At 67.5% G+C, this 18934-nt stretch carries 15 protein-coding genes and 1 tRNA gene; 9 read left to right on the forward strand and 7 right to left on the reverse strand.

Annotated features, from left to right (window positions below; genetic code table 11):
• Nucleotides 1-6: 6 nt before the first annotated feature.
• Nucleotides 7-77, reverse strand: a tRNA-Gln gene (locus ACFW6D_RS07670).
• Between the two features lie 317 nt (nucleotides 78-394).
• Here ACFW6D_RS07670 and ACFW6D_RS07675 point away from each other — a divergent pair.
• Nucleotides 395-1033 (forward strand): TetR/AcrR family transcriptional regulator, encoded by a 639-nt coding sequence (locus ACFW6D_RS07675; protein ID WP_379325828.1) that lies wholly within the window; start codon nucleotides 395-397, stop codon nucleotides 1031-1033.
• Between the two features lie 160 nt (nucleotides 1034-1193).
• Nucleotides 1194-1841, forward strand: coding sequence for a TetR family transcriptional regulator (locus ACFW6D_RS07680; RefSeq protein WP_379325830.1), 648 nt, complete (start codon nucleotides 1194-1196; stop codon nucleotides 1839-1841).
• A 1-nt stretch (nucleotide 1842) separates the two neighbouring features.
• Here ACFW6D_RS07680 and ACFW6D_RS07685 read toward each other — a convergent pair whose 3' ends face one another.
• Nucleotides 1843-2466 (reverse strand): TIGR03085 family metal-binding protein, encoded by a 624-nt coding sequence (locus ACFW6D_RS07685; protein WP_379325832.1) that lies wholly within the window; start codon nucleotides 2464-2466, stop codon nucleotides 1843-1845.
• A gap of 214 nt (nucleotides 2467-2680) precedes the next feature.
• Here ACFW6D_RS07685 and mfd point away from each other — a divergent pair, with 214 nt between their 5' ends.
• The 5 genes from mfd to ACFW6D_RS07710 all read left to right on the forward strand — a co-directional run bounded on the left by mfd (nucleotide 2681) and on the right by ACFW6D_RS07710 (nucleotide 9532).
• A complete protein-coding gene (gene mfd / locus ACFW6D_RS07690; RefSeq protein ID WP_379231685.1) occupies nucleotides 2681-6295 on the forward strand; it encodes a transcription-repair coupling factor in 3615 nt (1204 codons plus the stop codon).
• Nucleotides 6292-7008 (forward strand): MazG family protein, encoded by a 717-nt coding sequence (locus tag ACFW6D_RS07695; RefSeq protein ID WP_379325834.1) that lies wholly within the window; start codon nucleotides 6292-6294, stop codon nucleotides 7006-7008. Before mfd ends, ACFW6D_RS07695 begins: the two co-directional genes overlap by 4 nt.
• Nucleotides 7009-7178: 170 nt before the next feature.
• Nucleotides 7179-8267 (forward strand): hypothetical protein, encoded by a 1089-nt coding sequence (locus ACFW6D_RS07700; protein ID WP_379325836.1) that lies wholly within the window; start codon nucleotides 7179-7181, stop codon nucleotides 8265-8267.
• Between the two features lie 165 nt (nucleotides 8268-8432).
• The gene (locus tag ACFW6D_RS07705; RefSeq protein ID WP_379325838.1) at nucleotides 8433-8918 is read left to right on the forward strand and encodes a hypothetical protein; all 486 of its coding nucleotides are present in this window, start codon (nucleotides 8433-8435) and stop codon (nucleotides 8916-8918) included.
• A gap of 38 nt (nucleotides 8919-8956) precedes the next feature.
• A complete protein-coding gene (locus ACFW6D_RS07710) occupies nucleotides 8957-9532 on the forward strand; it encodes a TerD family protein (protein WP_379325840.1) in 576 nt (191 codons plus the stop codon).
• 55 nt (nucleotides 9533-9587) lie between these two features.
• On the opposite strand, the gene ACFW6D_RS07715 is transcribed toward ACFW6D_RS07710, so the two are convergent.
• The 5 genes from ACFW6D_RS07715 to ACFW6D_RS07735 all read right to left on the reverse strand — a co-directional run bounded on the left by ACFW6D_RS07715 (nucleotide 9588) and on the right by ACFW6D_RS07735 (nucleotide 16041).
• Nucleotides 9588-10979: an MATE family efflux transporter gene (locus ACFW6D_RS07715; protein ID WP_379325842.1), complete on the reverse strand. Its 1392-nt coding sequence runs from the start codon at nucleotides 10977-10979 to the stop codon at nucleotides 9588-9590.
• Between the two features lie 126 nt (nucleotides 10980-11105).
• Complete coding sequence (locus tag ACFW6D_RS07720; RefSeq protein ID WP_379325844.1) at nucleotides 11106-12137, reverse strand: PLP-dependent cysteine synthase family protein; 1032 nt, start codon at nucleotides 12135-12137, stop codon at nucleotides 11106-11108.
• 34 nt (nucleotides 12138-12171) lie between these two features.
• Nucleotides 12172-13461, reverse strand: coding sequence for a Y4yA family PLP-dependent enzyme (locus ACFW6D_RS07725; protein WP_379325846.1), 1290 nt, complete (start codon nucleotides 13459-13461; stop codon nucleotides 12172-12174).
• 521 nt (nucleotides 13462-13982) lie between these two features.
• On the reverse strand, nucleotides 13983-14993 hold the full coding sequence (locus ACFW6D_RS07730) for an ornithine cyclodeaminase family protein (RefSeq protein ID WP_379325848.1): 1011 nt from the start codon (nucleotides 14991-14993) through the stop codon (nucleotides 13983-13985).
• A complete protein-coding gene (locus ACFW6D_RS07735) occupies nucleotides 14965-16041 on the reverse strand; it encodes a TauD/TfdA family dioxygenase (RefSeq protein WP_379325850.1) in 1077 nt (358 codons plus the stop codon). Before ACFW6D_RS07735 ends, ACFW6D_RS07730 begins: the two co-directional genes overlap by 29 nt.
• Before the next feature lie 326 nt (nucleotides 16042-16367).
• Here ACFW6D_RS07735 and ACFW6D_RS07740 point away from each other — a divergent pair, with 326 nt between their 5' ends.
• Together ACFW6D_RS07740 and ACFW6D_RS07745 are read left to right on the forward strand one after the other, a co-directional pair.
• Nucleotides 16368-17873 carry an ABC transporter substrate-binding protein gene (locus tag ACFW6D_RS07740; RefSeq protein WP_379325852.1) on the forward strand — a complete coding sequence of 502 codons (1506 nt, stop codon included), beginning with the start codon at nucleotides 16368-16370 and terminating at the stop codon, nucleotides 17871-17873.
• A gap of 1 nt (nucleotide 17874) precedes the next feature.
• Nucleotides 17875-18804 (forward strand): ABC transporter permease, encoded by a 930-nt coding sequence (locus ACFW6D_RS07745; RefSeq protein WP_379325854.1) that lies wholly within the window; start codon nucleotides 17875-17877, stop codon nucleotides 18802-18804.
• Nucleotides 18805-18934: the final 130 nt, after the last annotated feature.

Consider the following 18934-nt stretch of genomic DNA (forward strand, 5'->3'; position numbering starts at 1 on the left):
CGTGTGCTCCGCCGCCAGGACTCGAACCTGAACTATCTGAACCAAAATCAGAGGTGCTGCCATTACACTACGGCGGATCGCTACACCAGTGGGCTGTCCTAGCCCACCACTGTGCTACGGCACGCCACAGATCCTCGCACACGATCCGGTCCCCAGGCGAATCTTGTGCACGCCTGTCGCGCACTGCGTTGCGAGGCGTTGCTAGCCTTCTGGAACGTTCGTACAGATCTCGCGAGTACACGGGTAACTCCTCGGGGACGTCCAACAGTTCGACCGCGCATGTCCGTCGGCCCGGCGCGGAACTGGACCAACACGTGAAGACCGGCAAGAGACACGGAGAGGCGGGGGAGCGCTCATGTCCTCTGGTGAGCCAGTTCGGGCAACCAGGCCCAGGATGACCGGTACGCAGCGGCGGCAGCAGTTGATCGAGATCGGGCGCGCGTTGTTCGCCGAGCGGGGGTACGACGCGACCTCGATCGAGGAGATCGCGCAGCGCGCGCAGGTGTCCAAGCCGGTCGTCTACGAGCACTTCGGTGGCAAGGAAGGCCTCTACGCGGTGGTCGTCGATCGCGAAATGTCGATGCTGCTGGAGATGGTCACCTCCTCGCTCACCCGCAATCGTTCGCGGGTGCGATTAGAGCAGGTGGCACTGGCCTTGCTCACCTACATCGAGGAACGGACCGACGGGTTCCGGATCCTGGTGCGCGACCAGCCCGCCGCCAGCTCCGACGGCCGCTACTCGAGTCTGCTCAACGAGGCCGTCAACCAGGTCGCCCATCTGCTCGCCGGCGATTTCGGTCGTCGTGATCTCGACACCAGCCTCGCCACCCTCTACGCCCAGGCCCTGGTCGGCATGGTCTCGACCACCGCCACCTGGTGGCTCGACGAGCGCACCCCGCCCAAGGAGGTGGTCGCGGCGCACCTGGTCAACCTGTGCTGGAACGGTTTGAGTCATTTGGAAGCCGAACCGGGTCTCAGCTCCGAATGGAATACGGGGACTACACCGACCATCGGTGGAGTAACCGGACGTTAGCGCGCGCTGGGCGGACCGAATCCATGATTCGGCAGCCGTTTTGCGGCCTGGTGGTACGGTTCACACATCCTTTTGGGTGCTGCCGGGCGGTATGTCGATCAAATTTCGGGATGTCGGTCTACTTCAGGATGGCTGGATTATTGGATGACAGGCGGATCTGATGGCTAGGCAAGCACGCGCGGAGATCACCCGCGACTCCGTCCTTGCTGGTGCTGCCGATGTCTTTCTCCGTTTGGGCTACGCCAACGCGAGCTTGAGCGAAATCATCGCGCAGTCCAATGTGACCAAGGGCGCCTTGTACTTTCACTTCGGCTCCAAGGAGGAGCTGGCCCGTGCGGTGGTCGATCAGGGCAACGAGCGCCTGATCGGATCCTGCAAGGGCTTCTTCGACTCCCGGGTGCCCGCGCTGGAAGCGGGCATCGGGATCACCTATGTGGTGGCCGATCTGTCGATGAACGATCCGATGGTGGGGGCGATGCTCAAGCTCACCCACCAGATCGGCGACTATCGCGGCGCCCAGGGCGACAATATCGCCAAGACCTGGGGTGAGACCTACCGTTTGCTGTCGGAGCGGGCCATCGCCCAGGGCGATCTGATCGCCGATCTCGATCCCGATGTGGTGGGTGTGCTGCTGCAGGAACTGACCGCGGGCGTGCACATCGTGGCGGTCGGCACCGAGTCGATGGATCAGATGGCGGCGCGGATGGAACGGGCCTGGTATTTCCTGCTGCCCTCGCTGGTGCCGCCGGAGAAGCTCTCGTACTTCCGGGAATTCGCCGCGCGCAGGCTGCGTCGCTACATCGTGTAGTTCAGACGCTGCGGTCGGTGGCGAGCACGGCCCGCACGTCGGCGTCGGCTCCGGTCGCGGTGATCCGGACTTCGTCGCGGCCGAAGGCGTGCAGTAGCAGTTCCGAGGGGGTTCCGGTGAGGACCACCTCGGCGCCGTCGCCGCGATGGGCGGTGATCGTGTCGCCCTGCGGTGTCGCGAGGACGACCGGGAGCGGCGCCTTGCGGTAGGCCGCGCGGGCCATGGTGCGAAGAGTGCGCCACAGGCGATCTTCGTCTTGCTGTGCCAATTGCCTTGGCTCCCAGCCCGGTTCGGCCCGGCGGACGTCTTCGTGGTGGACGAACATCTCGCTGAGATTGGCGACCGCGTCGACCGGGCGCAGCGGCGACCACCACGGTGGGCCGGTGCGGACCAGTTCGAGCAGTTCGGTGAACGGGCGTTGCGCGATCTTCGCCTGAGCTTTTTCGAGGTAGCCGGCCAGCGGGCTCACGACGATGCCGAGCGAAGCGTCGGGCCTGCGTTCGCGGACCACCAGGTGGGCGGCGAGGTCGTGCACCGTCCAGGTGCCGCACAGGGTCGGCGCGGCCGGACCCGCCTCGGTCATCGTTTCCACAAGGGCATGACGTTCACGTCTGGCCAGGCTCACGACTCGACCCTACGTGTGGCGGACTCGACCGGCCCGTGTACGCCGAGCGGATCCGCTCGAGCGTCCGCACGAGGATGCGCCGGTCGGTCGGACAAATCCTCGCGCCCGACCGCGTCTGGGCGGGCGCTACCGGCGGCACGTGACCTGTCGGACCCGGTGGCTAGACTTCGAGACGGCTCGTCCGCCCACTCGTCTGCGCATTCAGGAGCGAACAATGTCCTCCCTTCGTCCCCCGCTCGCCGGTCTGGCCGAGGCGGTCGCGGGTGACGCCGCGCTGCGGATGGTCACCGACCTGGTCGGCAAGTCCGGGGTGGAACTGGTCGCACCGTCGGCGGTGCGGCCGTTCGTCGCCGCGACGATGGCCGATCAGCGCCCGCTCGTGGTGGTGACCGCGACCGGTCGCGAGGCCGACGATCTCACCGTGGAACTCACCGAGATGCTCGGTCCGTCGGTGGCCATGTTCCCGTCGTGGGAGACCCTGCCCCACGAACGCCTCTCGCCCGGCCCTGACACGGTGGGCCGCAGGCTCGAGGTGCTGCGCCGACTCGCCCATCCCGAAGACTCCGTCTATCCCGATCCGTTGCGGGTTGTGGTCACCACGGTGCGGTCGCTGATGCAGCCGATGACGGCCGGGCTCGGCGATATCGAACCGGTCGTGCTGCGGGTCGGCGAGGACTACGACTTCGACGAATTGCTCTCCCGCCTGGTCGAATTCGCGTACACCCGGGTCGATATGGTGGGCAAGCGTGGCGAGTTCGCGGTGCGCGGCGGCATCCTCGACCTGTTCGCGCCGACCGCGGATCATCCGGTGCGCGTGGAGTTCTGGGGCGACGAGGTGAGCGAGATCCGTCCGTTCTCCGTCGCCGATCAGCGCTCGATCGGCGAGAGCACCGTCGATGTCGTGGTCGCGCCGCCGTGTCGCGAACTGCTGCTCACCACGCCCGTGCGCGAGCGTGCCGCCGCGGTCGCCGCCGACAACGAGGCCGATGCCTCCCTGGTCGAGATGCTGGACAAGATCGCCGAGGGCATCCCGGTGGACGGCATGGAAGCCCTGCTGCCGGTGCTGGCGCCGGGCAAACTCAGCCTGCTCACCGAGGCGCTGCCGGAGGGCACCCAGCTGCTGCTGTGCGATCCGGAGAAGATCCGTACGCGCGCAGCCGATCTCGTGCGCACCGGTGAGGAGTTCCTCGAAGCCTCTTGGACCGCAGCCTCTTTCGGTAGCGACGCACCGCTGGGCGCGAAGGGTCTCGACCTGGCCGCGTCCGGCTACCGCAGCCTGACCGAATTGCACACCAGCGCAGACCAACTCGGCCTGCCGTGGTGGACGTTGAGCCCGCTCAGCTCCGGTGACCCGATCGAGGTGAACCTGCCGGTGCAATCGGGGCCCACCGCGCGCGGGTCCGAGGAACTGGTCGCCACCATCTTCGCGTCGCTGCGCGCGCACGTCGCCACCGGCGGGCGCGCGGTCGTCGTGGTGACGGGCCACGGCACGGCGCAGCGTGTGCTGGAACGGCTCGGTGAGGCCGAAGTGCCCGCCGCGCTGCTGCCCGCCGGTGCGGTCCCGGAGCCGGGCGTCGTCGGCGTGCTGTGTGGTTCGCTGCACGACGGCCTGATCTTCGACGACGCGGGCCTGGTGGTCGTCGCCGAATCCGACCTCACCGGCAACCGGGTCACCGCGCCCACCGAGGGCAAACGGCTGCCAGCCAAGCGCCGCAATCAGGTCGACCCGCTGGCGCTGACCTCCGGCGACATGGTGGTGCACGACCAGCACGGCATCGGCCGGTTCGTCGAGATGATCGAGCGCACCATCGGTGGTGCCCGCCGCGAGTACCTGGTGATCGAATACGCGCCCGGCAAGCGCGGCCAGCCCGGCGACCGGCTGTTCGTGCCGATGGAATCCCTGGACCAGCTCTCCCGCTATGTCGGCGGCGAACTGCCGAGTCTGTCCAAGCTCGGCGGCTCCGACTGGGCGAACACGAAACGCAAGGCGCGCAAGGCCGTTCGCGAGATCGCGGGCGAACTGGTGCAGCTCTACGCCGCCCGTCAGGCCGCGCCCGGTCACGCCTTCGCACCGGACTCCCCGTGGCAGCAGGAGATGGAGGACGCGTTCGCGTTCACCGAGACCGTCGACCAGATGACCGCCATCACGGATGTGAAGTCGGATATGGAGAAGCCGGTCCCGATGGACCGCGTGGTCTGTGGCGATGTGGGTTACGGCAAGACCGAGATCGCCGTGCGCGCCGCGTTCAAGGCGGTGCAGGACGGCAAGCAGGTCGCCGTGCTGGTGCCGACCACGCTGCTCGCCCAGCAGCACCTGCAAACCTTCACCGAACGTGTCGCGGGCTTCCCGGTGACGGTGCGCGGCCTGTCGCGATTCACCGATGCGAGCGATTCCAAGGAGATCTTGGCCGGGCTCGCCGACGGCTCTGTCGACATCGTGGTCGGCACCCACCGCCTGCTGCAGACCGGTGTGCGCTGGAAGGACCTCGGCCTGGTCGTGGTCGACGAGGAGCAGCGCTTCGGTGTGGAGCACAAGGAACACATCAAGGCGCTGCGCACCCACGTAGACGTGCTCACCATGTCGGCCACCCCGATCCCGCGCACCTTGGAGATGAGCCTGGCGGGTATCCGCGAGATGTCGACCATCCTCACCCCGCCCGAAGAACGCCACCCGGTGCTCACCTATGTGGGTGCCTACAACGACAAACAGGTCACCGCCGCCATCCGCCGCGAGCTGATGCGCGACGGCCAGGTGTTCTACGTGCACAATCGGGTGTCCTCGATCGACAAGGCCGCCAAGAAGATTCGCGATCTCGTGCCGGAGGCGCGGGTGGTCGTGGCGCACGGTCAGATGAACGAGGACCAGCTCGAGAAGACCGTGCAGGGCTTCTGGGAGCGCGAATACGACGTGCTGGTCTGCACCACGATCATCGAGACCGGCCTCGACATCTCCAACGCGAACACGTTGATCGTGGAACGTGCCGACTCGCTCGGTCTTTCGCAGTTGCACCAGCTGCGTGGACGTGTCGGTCGTTCTCGTGAGCGCGGTTACGCCTACTTCCTGTATCCGCCGGAGAAGCCGCTCACCGAGACCGCTTACGACCGCCTGGCCACCATCGCGCAGAACTCCGATCTCGGCGCCGGTATGGCCGTGGCGATGAAGGACCTCGAAATCCGTGGTGCGGGCAATGTTCTCGGCGCCGAACAGTCCGGCCACGTCGCCGGTGTCGGTTTCGATCTGTATGTGCGACTGGTCGGTGAGGCCGTGGAGGCCTACCGCGCCGCCGCCGACGGCAAGCCGATCGTCACCGAGGAGAACAAGGAAGTGCGCATCGATCTGCCCGTCGACGCGCACATCCCGCCCGACTACATCGCCAGCGACCGCCTTCGCCTCGAGGCCTACCGCAAACTTGCTGCCGCCCAGGACGATACGGCCCTGTCGGCAGTGATCGAAGAACTCGTCGACCGCTACGGACCGCTGCCGGTGGAGGTCGGGCGACTGGTCTCGGTGGCCAAGCTGCGTCTGCTCGCCCGCGAGTACGACGTCTCCGAAATCGTGGTCACCGGTTCGTCGCTGAAGATCGCACCGCTGAATCTCCCCGATTCCAAACAGCTTCGGCTCAAGCGCCTCTATCCCGCCGCCACCTACCGCCCCGCCAGTGGCCTCATCCAGTTGCCACTGCCACGCATCACCGACAGCGTCGGTGCCGACCGGGTACGAGACGTGGCCGTGCTGCAGTTCGTCGCCGATTTCCTCCTCGCGATGGACGGCAAACCGCAAGGGATGGTGGATCTTTCGGTTCCCACGGAAGCCGGAGCGCCGCGATGAGCAGCTCGCAGGAACAAGCCGACACCGCCGTCGTCGCCGCGAGCCTGGCCAACGCCGTCGAGGTGATGGACCGCCTCTGGAACTTCGGCGGCTGGGAACGCACCCAAACCCACGACTCCCTACGCCCCTACCTCCTCGAGGAAACCTACGAACTCCTCGACGCCATCGGAGCAGGCGACGCCGAAACCATCAAGGAAGAACTCGGCGACCTGCTACTCCAGGTCCTCTTCCACTCCCGAATAGCCGAACACGCAGGCGAATTCACCGTCGATGACGTAGCAGCCACCCTGGTGGACAAACTCGTCCACCGCAGCCCCTACCTCACCGACGACACCTTCTCCGAAGGCACCTCGGTAGCCGCCAAGATCGCCGCCCAGGAAAAAGCTTGGGAGGAGCGCAAATCCGCAGAAAAATCCCGCCGCTCCTGCCTCGACGGCATAGCCATGGCCCAACCCGCCCTGGCCCTCGCTGAAAAGATCCGCACCCGCAGCGCCAACGCCGGCCTCCCCGCCGAACTCGTCCCCGACACCCTGCGTGTGATCGAACTCGGCGGCCCCGATTCGGCCGAAGAACGCCTCCGCAAAGCCTCCCTCGACTTCGCCACCGCCATCCGATCGGCCGAGGACTCCGCAGAAGCCGCACGCGGCACCCGCCAGGCGTTGACATCCGACGACTGGCGCGCGTTCTGGCCGGGGTCGACCGACGCTGGTTAGCGCGCGGATCAATCCGACCGCTCGCTGACGGCCCCCTGTGGGGGATGTGGATGAGGATGATGGAGCTATTGGAGTGCGGCCATGTCGCGCTGACGGGAAACTCACGGTTGTGCCGTCATCTGATCAGCGAAACACCGGTGTCCTGTGTACGGCTGTTGACCGGTGTCGGGGTGGATTTCGATCTCGCGTGCGCGGACTGCGCGCCCTCGCCATCGCTGCTCGCCGCGTGCGAGGGATGTGTGGACCGGGCGAAGGAGGAGGCGACCACCTGGCGCGGCACCCCGGAAGTCCGGCACGCCGATCGTGAGGTGAGGGGAACGTGGCACACCATCGCGTGGGATGTGGTGCCGATCAACGAACGCTGTCTGGCTCCGCTGCCCGACAGCTGGCTCGCTCTGACCGCAGACGGTCTTGTCGATCTGCGCTCGGGTTTTGTGTGTACCTCGCCGCTGACCGAGGTGGTCGACGAGGTCGCCCGCAGATGGCACGAACCGGGCCCTGCCGTGCACACCTCGGCAGACGGCCGATTCGCGGCGGTGGTGACGGATTACGGGAATCTGGGCGCGATCATCGATCTACGGTCCGGCGATGTGGTGTTTCGGCTGGACCGCAACCACATACACACTGCGGCCGTGACACCGTTTCCCGTGGTGTTCCTTCCGGGCGATCGCGTCATGGCGGCGACCGGTGTGCGCAGGCTCGACGTGATCGACCTGTCAACCGGCACGGTCGTGACCGAGCGCGAGACCGACGAGGATCTGTATCGAGGGCGGCTGACGCTCGACCCGTCCGGGCGCTGGGTGGTCGATGACTGCTGGGCCTGGGGTCCGAACGGTGTGCCCGCGCTGATCGATGTAGAACAGTGGCTGCGCGGAGGTGGCGATCCGCGGGGCTTGATGTTGTCGCTGCGCGAGTACGCCTGGGATCAGCCTGTCGCGTGGGTTTCGCCCGAGGTCGTGGCGATTGCGCGGATCGGTACCGACGACGAAGCGATGCTCGACGGCGTGGAGCTGTATTCGGTTCCCTCGGGGCGGCAGTTGTCGGCGTTCGCCGGGCCTGCGGGTGCGATGTGGGGCCATGGAGGGCTGCTGTATGTCTGTGCGGCCGAGGGATTGGAGGTCTGGGACCCCGCAGCGGGTGCGCGGATCGGTGTCGTCGCGGGATTTCGTCCGACCGCGCACCGCGGCGGAACGTTCGTCGCGCTTCGGGAGGGCCGTCTCGACAGCTTCGATGTCGATGACCAGCTACCGATGGGCTAACGATGCTCGCGAGTGGCGGTCGCTGTCTGCGCATCTGAGACGTTGCTGAGATCTTGTGGACAATCGTGCGCGTGCCAGCGGGCAAGGGGCGCACCGCTTTAGACTCGAAGGAGCTCGTCGTGCGCGGCGGGGAGCAGGGGTCCGGCGATTGTCGAGGTGGCATTTATGGGTACAGAGGTAGATCCGGCAGGACAGGACGTGATGACCGATCATCCCGAGCTGGACGTGTTGCCGGTGTGGCCGCAGGAGACCATCGCGGTGCTGGTGACCACTGATCCGGCGCCCCACGCGATCCCCGTTTCGTGGCCCGTGCGCGCGGGGGATCGGCGCATTCTCATCAGTTTGAAGTCCGATCGTGGGTCGTTGGCGCGGCTGCGGGCGCGGCCGGAGGTGGCGTTGCTGATTCTGGGCGGCGGCAATGTGGCGTTGTGCGCGCGCGGGCGGGCGACGGTCGTCGCTGAGCAGATGCCGGATGCGCAGGACTACACAGCGGTGCAGCTGGATGTGGACGTGATCGACGACCATCGGCAGTCCGCGTTCGCCGTCGACCGCGGCATCCAGCGCACCGTTCTCGACGACACCGAATTGCGGGCGCTGGAGGGTCGGGTCGAGACCCTGCGAACCTGGGCCGACAACGGACCCGCAGCGTAAGTTCTTCTACGGCACACCATCTGGACAGAAGGGTTCCCATGACCGTCACACTTGCCAAAGGCGGCAATGTCTCGCTGTCGAAGCAGACCGACAACCTCACCAAGGTTGCGGTCGGCCTCGGCTGGGACGTGCGCACCACCACCGGTGCCGACCACGACCTCGATGCCAGCGCGCTGGCCACCGGCACCAACTTGAAGGTGCTCTCGGACCAGCACTTCGTCTTCTACAACAACCTGCGCTCGCCGGAAGGCACCATCGAGCACACCGGTGACAACCTGACCGGTGAGGGTGACGGCGACGACGAGATCATCAATGTCGACCTGGCCGCCACGCCGCCGACGATCACCAACATCTTCTTCCCGGTCTCGATTCACGACGCCCAGGCCCGTGGCCAGTCGTTCGGCCAGATCCGCAACGCCTACATCCGCGTCACCGACGGGAACACCGGCGTGGAGCTGGCCCGCTACGACCTGTCCGAGGACGCGTCCACCGAGACCGCGATGGTCTTCGGTGAGCTCTACCGCCACAACAACGAGTGGAAGTTCCGTGCCGTCGGCCAGGGCTACGCCTCGGGCCTGGCGGGCATCGCTCGCGATTACGGCGTGAATCTCTGACGAACAAAGACTGAGGCGGGCGACATCACGTCGCCCGCCTTTCTCGTGTCTGCCCTTATCGCGATTGGCTGACGGGCACGCGCGGCGGCCGCGCCGTACTGGCCTGATCGAGCAGCGCGAAGTACTTGCGCAGCATGAGCGCGGCGGTGGTCGCCAGGCCTGCCGTCAGACCCCACCACACGCCCGCCGCACCCAGATGCAGCGGAAACGCGAGCAATAGCGCCGCCGGAAGACCCACGCCCCAATAACCGACGAGTGAGAGCCGGAAGCCCGCGGAGGTTTCCTTGAGCCCGCGCAGGAGTCCGGTGCCGATGTTCTGGGCGGCGTCGAAGAACTGCAGCACGATGCCGATCAGCAGCAGGGTGTGCGCGATGGCGACCGTGTCGGTGTCGGTGGCGTCGAGGAACGGCGCAAGCACGATGTCGGGTGCGAGCACGTAGACCACACCGGTGACGATCGCGATCACCGCGGCCATCCGCAACGCCAGCCAGGCCAGCGCCCGCGCATGGCTGTATTCGTCCCGGGCCACGGCATGGCTGACCAGGATCGACGCACCGTGCGAGAGCCCGATCGCCATCTGGAACACGATGTAGATGATCTGGTAGACGACACTGTGCGCGGCCAGCGCGGCGGGCCCGAAACTGCCCATCACCAGCGCGAGCACCGAGAACATGCCCGCTTCGGACCCGTAGGTGAGCGCGATCGGCGTGCCGAGGCGCAGTTCCTCACGCACCGTCGCCCAGCGCACCGGCCACGGCGTCGACGGCAGGGTTCGCCCGAGCTGTTCGTCGTGGCGCACCATCGCCCAGAACACCCCGAAGGTGATCAGGAAAACCAGCGAGGTCGCGATACCCACCCCCGTCAGACCCATCGCCGGAATCCCGGCCCAACCGTGGATGAAGGCCAGCGCGAGCATCAGGTTCAACGCCACCGAACCGAGCGTGACCAGCAGCAACGCCTGCGGACGCTGCATCCCGACGGTGTACTGCCGCAACACCTGGAACCACAGACACGGCAGCAATCCGGGCGCGAGCGCGATCATCATCGGCCGCGCCAGCTCGAGCACCGCCGCGTCCTGGCCGAGCCAGGGCAGCACCCACCCGAGCCCGATCAGCAGCGCCCCACCGAGCAGGCCGGCGAGCGTCGCGATCACAAACGCCGCCCGCACCACCGCGCGCACTTCGTCGTCGGCCGAGTCGCCGCGCTTGCCTGCCGCGCCGAGCGCACCCGCGATCTGATTCCCGGTCCCGGTGATCAGCCCGACGCACATCGTGCGGATCTGGTTGAACAACACCAGCGCCAACCCACCCGCCGCGACCTCGCGCACCCCGAGCGTGCCCATCAGCGCGAGATTGGTCGTCGACACCGCGATCTGCGCCAACTGCGTAAGCGCGATCGGCGTCGCCAGCTTCGCCAGCGCGCTGCCGTCAGCCCGTGTGCCGCTCATCGGGTCGCCCCGACGCTATGCCGGTGGCAGATGGCCGGTTCGCTCCGGCTCGGTGCGGTGGCGCGAGTAGTCACGTTCACCTGGCCGCTCCGGGGCAGATGTTCGGGTGGCGCGCGATCGCGCTCACTAGACCTCCATCAATTCGTCCTGGCGCCGCAGCGGCGAATACCGGCGCAGCATCGTGGTGACCTCCGCTTCGGCGTCGGCGTCGAGCAGGTCGCGCGCGCGCATCCAGTCGTCGTCGAACACGGTGTCGAGGTACTTCTCGCCACCATCACACACGATGGTCACCACGGTGGACCCGGCCGGGAACTCCTCGAGCCGCGCCAAGGCATTGTGCACCGAACCGCCCGCCGAACCGCCGATCAGCAGCCCGTGTGTCCTGGCGACGGCACGGGCGGTGGCGAAGGCGTCGATGTCGCTGACCTTCACACCCTCGTCGAGCAGCGCGTAGTCGACGGCCGTGCCGATGGTCGCGCCGGGCGGGGTGCCCGTACCCGACTGCCAGTACGGTCCGCCTTCGCCGCCGAACGCGATGGACCCGACCGGTTCGACGCCGATCACCCGGGCGGGCAGACCGAGGTCGCGCAGGCGGGTGGCGGTGCCGAACAGCGAGCCGCCGGTGCCGACCGCCGAGAGCAGGATGTCGACCCGGTCGACCTCGGCCAGCAACTCCTCGGCGACGGCGTAGTAGCCGACGGCATTGGCGTCGTTGTTGTGCTGTTCGGTGAAGTACGCGTCGTCGCGGGCGGCCGCCATCGCCTCGGCGAGGTCCTCGCGTGCCGAGGTGGCCAGTTCGTCGCTGTCGTCGTCGGCGACGAACACCAGGTCGGTGCCCATGGCTCGCATCGCGCGCAACTTGTCCTTACAGGCGTGGTTGTCGACCACGGCGGTGAATCGGTAGCCACGTTCGGCCGCGACCACCGCCAAGCCGAGTCCGGTGTTCCCGGACGTCGACTCGATGATATGCCCGCCATCGCGCAGCAAACCCCGCCGCTCCGCGTCGAGCACCATCGACCGGGCCATTCTGATCTTGGCGGCGCCGGTGGGATTGAACTGTTCGAGCTTGAGCAGCAGCCGGGTGCCGGTGTCGGTGACGGCGAGTTCGAACAGGGGGGTGCGGCCGATCAGGTCCGTCACGCGCGTGACGAGAGCCATGGGGTGTTCCTCCATCGGATTTGTCGAGCTCGGATCAGCGGGCGGTGTGGTCGAGACTCCAGCGCAGCCGGTCGGCGTCTGCGCGCAGCACGACCTTCGGCGGGAGCGGGAGTTCGTGGAACGGGGATTCGTTGGAATCCATCTGGTACCCGGCGGTGTTCGGGTAGACGAGCAGGTCGCCGGTTCGCGCGCGGCGGGGTAGCGGGATCCGCCTTCTGCTCAGCAGGTCGGACTCCAGGCAGGTGGTGGCGCCGACGCAGGTGGGGGTGAGATGGCCGGGGGTGTGCGGCCACAGCACGGGATCGGGGAGGTATTCGCTGTCGAACCATTGTTCGGACAGGCTGAGGCTGGTGCCGTCGACGGTGAGGATGTCGTACGGGTTTCCTTGTGTAGTACGGGCTTTGATGCCTTGAACGCGGAAAACGGAGCTGCCCGCACGGTCGAGCAGTGCCCGACCCGGCTCGACAGCGAGTCGTATTCCGTTGTCGCGCAGAAGTTCGGCGAGATCGTTGTGAGCGAGAATCGCGTCGAGCATTGCCGCGCCCGGAACCGGGAAGTGGTAGGGGTAATAGTCGCCGGGCGGGTTCGTGTGAAACCAGTTGTCACTGTGGGCATTCTGGAACTCGGCCCAGGTCGAGGCGTCGACATAGTCGACACCGAAGCCGCCACCGATCGAGATCGTGTTCGCCGGATGGCCGTTGGCCCGTGCGCGCCTGCAGTGTCCGAGCAACGCCGCCGCCTGTTCGGCGCGAGCGACGGCATCGTAGCCGGAGAGGTGGAAACTGAAGCCCGACAGTGTGATCGGCGCTCGCATGGCTTGGATCGCTTGCTCGAGCTCCATCGGATCGAGCCCGAACCTGCTGGTCGAACCTTCGGGAAGCACCCTCAGCAGCACCCGCACCGGCAGGCCGAGAGCAGTCAGCCGGTCGAGTTCATCGAGCGCGTCGATCGCGATCAAGGCCCGCTGCCGAGCCGCCAACCACAGCAACTCATCGGATTTCGCGGGCCCGGTCACCATCAGATCCTCGCCACGCACCCCTTGGGCCATGGCCGCGACCAACTCACCGGTACTGGCGACATCAACGCCCGCACCGTTCTCCGCGCACGCCCGAGCCACACACGCCGCCTTGTTCGCCTTCTTCCCGAAGTACACGAACCCGTCGACGTCCGCCGCGGCGAACACCTGCTGAAAAGCCCTGATATTCAGCGCAACTCGCTCAGGGAACAGCACATGAAACGGCCCGCCGACAGCGTCGGCGATATCTGCGAGCAAGACCGGATCGGCGAGCAGGCGCTGCTCGATTGCCTCGATATACGCGGGCATCGGCGGCGCACAATGCCACGGACGCTCCCGCACCGACGCGGACCGAACCGGGTGCGACGCTGCTGGGTCCGGCTCCGCTGGGCGCGACTCGGCTGAGTCCGGCTTCGCAGGGTCCGGCTTCGCAGGGTCCGGCTCCGCCCGGCGCGGCTCCGCCGAGAGACGCTCCGCCGTGCGCGGCCCGCCGCTGTCACGCGGCTCGGTGCTGTCACGCGGCCCGCCGCTGTCACGCGGCCCGCCGCTGTCACACGGCCCGGTGCCGACTTCGTGCGAATCTGGGCGTATAGGAGTCGGGCGGTGTGCGGGCACCCTGCGCTCGGCAGCTCCGGCAGCTCCGGCAGCTCCGGCAGCTCCGGCAGCTCCGGCAGCTCCGGCAGCTCCGGCAGCTCCGGCAGCTCCGGGAGTTCCGACAGCTCCGGGAGTTCCGGCGGCTCCGGGAGTTCCGGCGGCTCCGGGAGCTTCCGCGCATCCCGTGCCCGCGCCCGCAACCGTGTCATGCGGAGCGAGATCGGCCCCGTCACCGGCTAGTCCCACAGCGGCACCTCGGTACCCCGGCCCTCGGCGATTGCCCTGGCCGCCAACGCGTGCGCGACCGCGATGTCAGTGAGGACCAGCCCGCTGTTGTAGACGAAGATCTTCTCGTCCTCGGTGCGACGAGCCACCGCAGCCCGGGTGAGAATCTGCGGCAGTTCGGCGTCCACCGATCGCATCGTGCCGTCGGGCCCGGCCATGTCGGTGCCCGTCAGCGCCATCTGCGCGGCGCTGGTGGCCACCACTCGATCGGCCTCGACCAGCGTCGACGGCGCTAGCCCGTAACCGACAAGTACCGCCACCGAACCCGGTGCCAGATGCGAGGATTCGAGCGCGACCTCGGTGCCGGGTCCGGCCGTGGCCAGCACCACATCGGCGGTGGCCGCGGCCGCGTACGGGTCGTCGACCACATCCAGCAGCGCGTGCGGCGCCGCGTCGGCCAAGTGCGAATGCACGGCGGCCAGCCCCTCGGGATGCGTGCCGTACACCATCAGCTTGCGCAACTGCGGATTCGCGGCGAGCAAGTGCGGCAACGCATTACGCCCCTGTGTACCCGTGCCGATCAGCAGCACACTCTCCGCCCCACGCCGCACCGTCTCGCGCACCAGTAGTGCCGACACCGCGGGTGTGCGCAACGCACCGACCCGAGCGCAGTCCATCATCGCGATCGGCGCACCGGTGGTGTCGTCGTAGAGCGTGATGGTCGTGTAGTACCGCTTGGTGCTGCGGTCGTGGCCGGGATCGAACTTGTAGGAGGTTTTCATCGCCACCACGCGCCGCCGACCGTCGCGGCCGAGCATGGCGTAGGACACCGATGAGCCGCCCGGATCCGCGACGCTCAGCTTGCGTGGGTTGTCGGATTCGCCCGCCGCGAAGGCGAGGTAGGCCTCCTCGACCGCGCGTACCACTTCGGCGGGCGTGATCGGCACGTCGGCCAGGTCGCTGCGGGAGAGTACGCGCAGCCCGATGCCGCGGTCACGGTTGTTCAACGGATCCTCGTTCATCTGCAATGCCCCGCTCTGCTGTCCGATCAGTGGTCGCCCGGAACGGCGCGACCACTCGTTGGCCATACCCATTCTCGGACGACTCCTGCGCGCGCCGACGGCGTTCGGGCAGCCGGATGTTGACGCGTTTGAGCCAGCGGTCGGTGCCGTCGTAGCGGGCGCGGAACGGCACCCGCCCGTGTACGGCCACGTCGTTGTCCACCAGCAGGAGCTCTCCGGGGGCCAGCGCGGGGGCGTGACTGACCCTGGCCAGTTCGGCGGTGAGCCTGGCGTAGGCGGCACGGAAGACCGCGTCCGCATCGTCGAGCGGAGTGTAGGCGGGGTCGTAACGTGCTGTGGCAGCGCCATTTTCGTCGAGCCACAGGGTCGGTAGCGGCGCGAGCTGATCGAAGCCGGTGCCGTAGGAGACATCGGGCAGGATCGGCAGCGTCGGGGTGGTGAGCGTGTGCACCTCGTCGGCGGACAGGCGAACCTGGCGCACCGAGGAGACCGTGGTGGCGACCCGGTCGGGGTTGCGCAGGCAGGTCAGCATCAGCAGGTTGGCGCGCTGGGCGTGGAAGGCATCTTCGGTGTGCGGGCTCAGCAGGGTGGAACTGCTCGCGCCCGACTGTTCGTCCTCGTGGCCCGCGGCGGGCACGATGTTGTTGACCAGCCTGCCGTTCTGCTGCCCCTGCCAACCGAACGGTTCGCCCACGCAGCGAGCGAGCAGCAACATCGCGATATCGAGTTCGAGCGAACCGCGGTGCGCGTGCTCGGCCGCGGTCTGCCAGTCGGCCGGTGTGGGACCGAAATCGGCATCATCGACGGGCAACCCGCGCACCACGGTCGCGCCCGCCGCGGTGGCGGGGGGTCGAACGGCGTGGCGCACGCTGTCGGGCACTTCGGCGACGCGCTCGACGATCTGGGCGATCCACGCCGGATCGTGCAGAGCGGTGGTGTGGGGTGTGTCACCTAATCGGTGACGGATGTCGGTCGCGAGCGAGCGGAGCGCTGTGGCGGCTCCGGGGTCGAGCTCGCGGTATTCGATGTCGTGCTGGTGAAGCGTCATACGTTCGGAGAGAACGCTTTTCACCGGTTTCCCTTCTTCGCATCAGTCGAACTCGGGTGATCTTCAGGCTCGATGTGCGAAGGTAGTGCCTGCCATCTGATTAGGCAAGACTTACCTAATGTTGCGGCCGGGAAATAGCCGATTTATATAACGTAGCTTTCTACCCGCGTGGCCGCTGTGAGCGCAGACCGGGGTGTCGCGGGCCGCTGCGGTTCGGTGACGGTCGACGGGAAGCTCCCCACCCGGGCCCGGTTTTAGGCTAGCCTCGCCTAGGTTTGCGGCGTCGGGAAAGGGGTTTCGGCGCGCGCGGTTCGAGGAGGAAAACGATGGGTTTCACTCGCAGGCAGCTCTTCCGGTCCGGCGTCGGCGTCACCGCACTACTACTGGCGGCCGGGTGCACCAGCGATGACCGCTCGGGCACCGCGCAACGCGGTGGCACACTGCGCGTCGGCGCGCTCGGCACCGCCGCCCGCAGCGAACGCGACCCGCACGCCAACCTCAGCAACGACAGCGATTTCCTCATCACCTCGCTCGTCTACGACGCACTCACCGTCCCCGGCACCGACCCGACCGTAGCCCCGCGCCTCGCCTCGAAGTGGGAGCCCAGCGCCGACAACCGTCGCTGGACCTTCACCATCGCCGACGGCGCGACCTTCCACAACGGCGCGCCCGTGACCGCCGACGATGTGGTGTGGTCGATGCGGCGCCTGCGCTCGGTCGGTGGCGCGTCGAAGATGCCGGTGGCCGAGAACGACATCGTCGCCGACGGCCCGAACCGCGTCGTGTTCACCGTGCCGGAGCCCAATGCTCAACTGCCACTGCTGCTTCGGCTGATGACCTTCACCGTTCCGAAGGACACCACCGACTTCGCCGCCGCGATCGGCACCGGCCCGTTCAAGCTCGAATCCTACCAGGGCGGCAACGCCAGGCTGGTGCGCAACGAGCGCTGGCACGGCACGCCCCCGCTGCTCGACGCCATCGAGGTCACGATGTTCGACAGCGTCACCGCCCTTGGCAACGCGGCCCTCGGCGGCCAGATCGACCTCGCCTCCAACGTGGGCGCGATCGCCGGTCGCACCGCCGCCGGACGCGGTGACCTGCAGGTGATCCGGCGCGCCGACGACACCATGCTCGGCGTGGCCATGCGCGCCGCCGACGGCCCGTTCGCCGATGCCAGGGTGCGTTCGGCGCTGCGCCTCGGCGTCGACCGGACCGCCCTGGTCAACCAGGTGCACTCCGGCTACGGCACCGTCGCCGCCGACGTGCTCGGCACCGCCGACCCGCTCTACGACACCTCACTGCGCCGCGACCGCGACGTCGAGCGCGCGAAAACCCTGCTGCGCGAAGCCAATTTCGACACCGGACGCAGCTACCCGTTCGTCACCAAAGCTGAGGTGCCCGGCGAGGTCGAATCGGCGAAGGTGATCGCCACCCAGCTGGCCGAGATCGGCGTCCGCCTCGACGTGCAGGTGGTGGAATCGGCGGCGTTCTACGACCAGACCTGGCTCAACGCACCGCTCTACACGGTGTCGTGGGGAACCAACGACTCGGTGCTGTTCCTGGCCGACAAGCTGATGACGTCGGGCTCCAACCGCAACGAAACCGCCTTCCGTGACACCGAATTCGACGCGGCCGACGCCAAGGCACTCGCCACTTCCGGCGACGAATACGAGCGGGCCGTACGCGAACTGCAGCGCATCGAATTCGAGCGTGGCGGTTATCTGGTGTGGGGTATGGCCGACGGTGTCGACATCGCGGCCTCGACGGTGCGTGATCTGCCGACGCTAGGTGGGTTCGCGCGGGTGCAGCTGGAACGCGCCTGGCTGGCGTGACATGAAAACCTTTGCCCTGCCGATGTTCCGGCGGATCGCGCTGCTGTTGTCGTTGCTGGCCATCGTGTTCGTCGCGGTGGACCTGCTACCGGGGAACGCGGCCCGTTCGGCGCTCGGCAGGGAGGCGGATCCAGCCGCACTGGCGGCCAAGGAGCGCGAGCTGGGCCTGGACCGCGCATTGCCGGTGCAGTTCCTCGACTGGATCGCCGGGGTGTTCACCGGAGACTTCGGGCAGACCGCGCGGGGCAATTCGATCGGCGCGCTGCTGGCCGACAAGTTCCCGCAAACCCTGCTGCTCGGCGGGATCGCGTTGCTGCTGACCATTGTGTTGTCACTGGTACTCGGGTGCTGGTGGGCGATGCGGCCGACCGCCACGGTGTCGCGAATGTTGCAGCCGGTCAGCACTATTGCGGTAGCCGTGCCCGAATTCGTCGGTGGCACCTTGCTGATCCTGGTGTTCTCCCTTGCCACCGGATGGCTGCCCGCCGTCACCATTACGGGGCGTTCCGGGTTTCCGCTCGGGCCTGAGATGTTGGTACTTCCGGTGCTGGCGTTGGCGATTCCGCAGATCGGCTGGAATGCGCGCGTCGTGCGCTCGGCGCTGCTCGATGTGTCCGCGGCACCCCATGTGGAAAATGCCGTGCTGGAAGGACTTCCGTCGCGGACGATCCTACTCCGGCACATGCTGCCCTTCGCCGCACCGACCATCGTCGCCGGCTACGCCACCTCGGTCGGCATGCTCTTCGGTGGCGCACTGGTGGTCGAAACCCTCTTCAACTATCCGGGCATCGGCGCCGTCCTCGCCGGATCCGTCGCCGACCGCGACGCCACCATGGTCGCCGCAGTGGTAGCCCTGACCGCGATCGTGATCATGGCGCTCCTCGCAATCGCCGACATAGTCCGAGCCTGGGCCTCACGAAGCGCGCGATGACTACACCCACGCCCCCGAACGAGGCGCACCCCCGACAAGCACAGCGGGATTCCCCGTCCGCAAATCAAGATCAGCATGCCCTGGTGCAGTTGTCCTCTCGGCCGATACTCGCAGGAAAGCATGGTGATCG

It is taken from the genome of Nocardia sp. NPDC058705 (assembly GCF_042749305.1).
Classification (GTDB): Bacteria; Actinomycetota; Actinomycetes; order Mycobacteriales; family Mycobacteriaceae; genus Nocardia.

Coding starts and splice junctions, on each gene's coding strand:
- ACFW6D_RS07675 (WP_379325828.1), top strand. CDS start 395: ATGACCGGTACGCAGCGGCGGCAGCAGTTGATCGAGATCGGGCGCGCG.
- ACFW6D_RS07680 (WP_379325830.1), top strand. CDS start 1,194: ATGGCTAGGCAAGCACGCGCGGAGATCACCCGCGACTCCGTCCTTGCT.
- mfd (WP_379231685.1), top strand. CDS start 2,681: ATGTCCTCCCTTCGTCCCCCGCTCGCCGGTCTGGCCGAGGCGGTCGCG.
- ACFW6D_RS07695 (WP_379325834.1), top strand. CDS start 6,292: ATGAGCAGCTCGCAGGAACAAGCCGACACCGCCGTCGTCGCCGCGAGC.
- ACFW6D_RS07705 (WP_379325838.1), top strand. CDS start 8,433: ATGGGTACAGAGGTAGATCCGGCAGGACAGGACGTGATGACCGATCAT.
- ACFW6D_RS07710 (WP_379325840.1), top strand. CDS start 8,957: ATGACCGTCACACTTGCCAAAGGCGGCAATGTCTCGCTGTCGAAGCAG.
- ACFW6D_RS07715 (WP_379325842.1), bottom strand. CDS start 10,979: ATGAGCGGCACACGGGCTGACGGCAGCGCGCTGGCGAAGCTGGCGACG.
- ACFW6D_RS07720 (WP_379325844.1), bottom strand. CDS start 12,137: ATGGCTCTCGTCACGCGCGTGACGGACCTGATCGGCCGCACCCCCCTG.
- ACFW6D_RS07725 (WP_379325846.1), bottom strand. CDS start 13,461: ATGCCCGCGTATATCGAGGCAATCGAGCAGCGCCTGCTCGCCGATCCG.
- ACFW6D_RS07730 (WP_379325848.1), bottom strand. CDS start 14,993: ATGAACGAGGATCCGTTGAACAACCGTGACCGCGGCATCGGGCTGCGC.
- ACFW6D_RS07735 (WP_379325850.1), bottom strand. CDS start 16,041: ATGACGCTTCACCAGCACGACATCGAATACCGCGAGCTCGACCCCGGA.
- ACFW6D_RS07740 (WP_379325852.1), top strand. CDS start 16,368: ATGGGTTTCACTCGCAGGCAGCTCTTCCGGTCCGGCGTCGGCGTCACC.
- ACFW6D_RS07745 (WP_379325854.1), top strand. CDS start 17,875: ATGAAAACCTTTGCCCTGCCGATGTTCCGGCGGATCGCGCTGCTGTTG.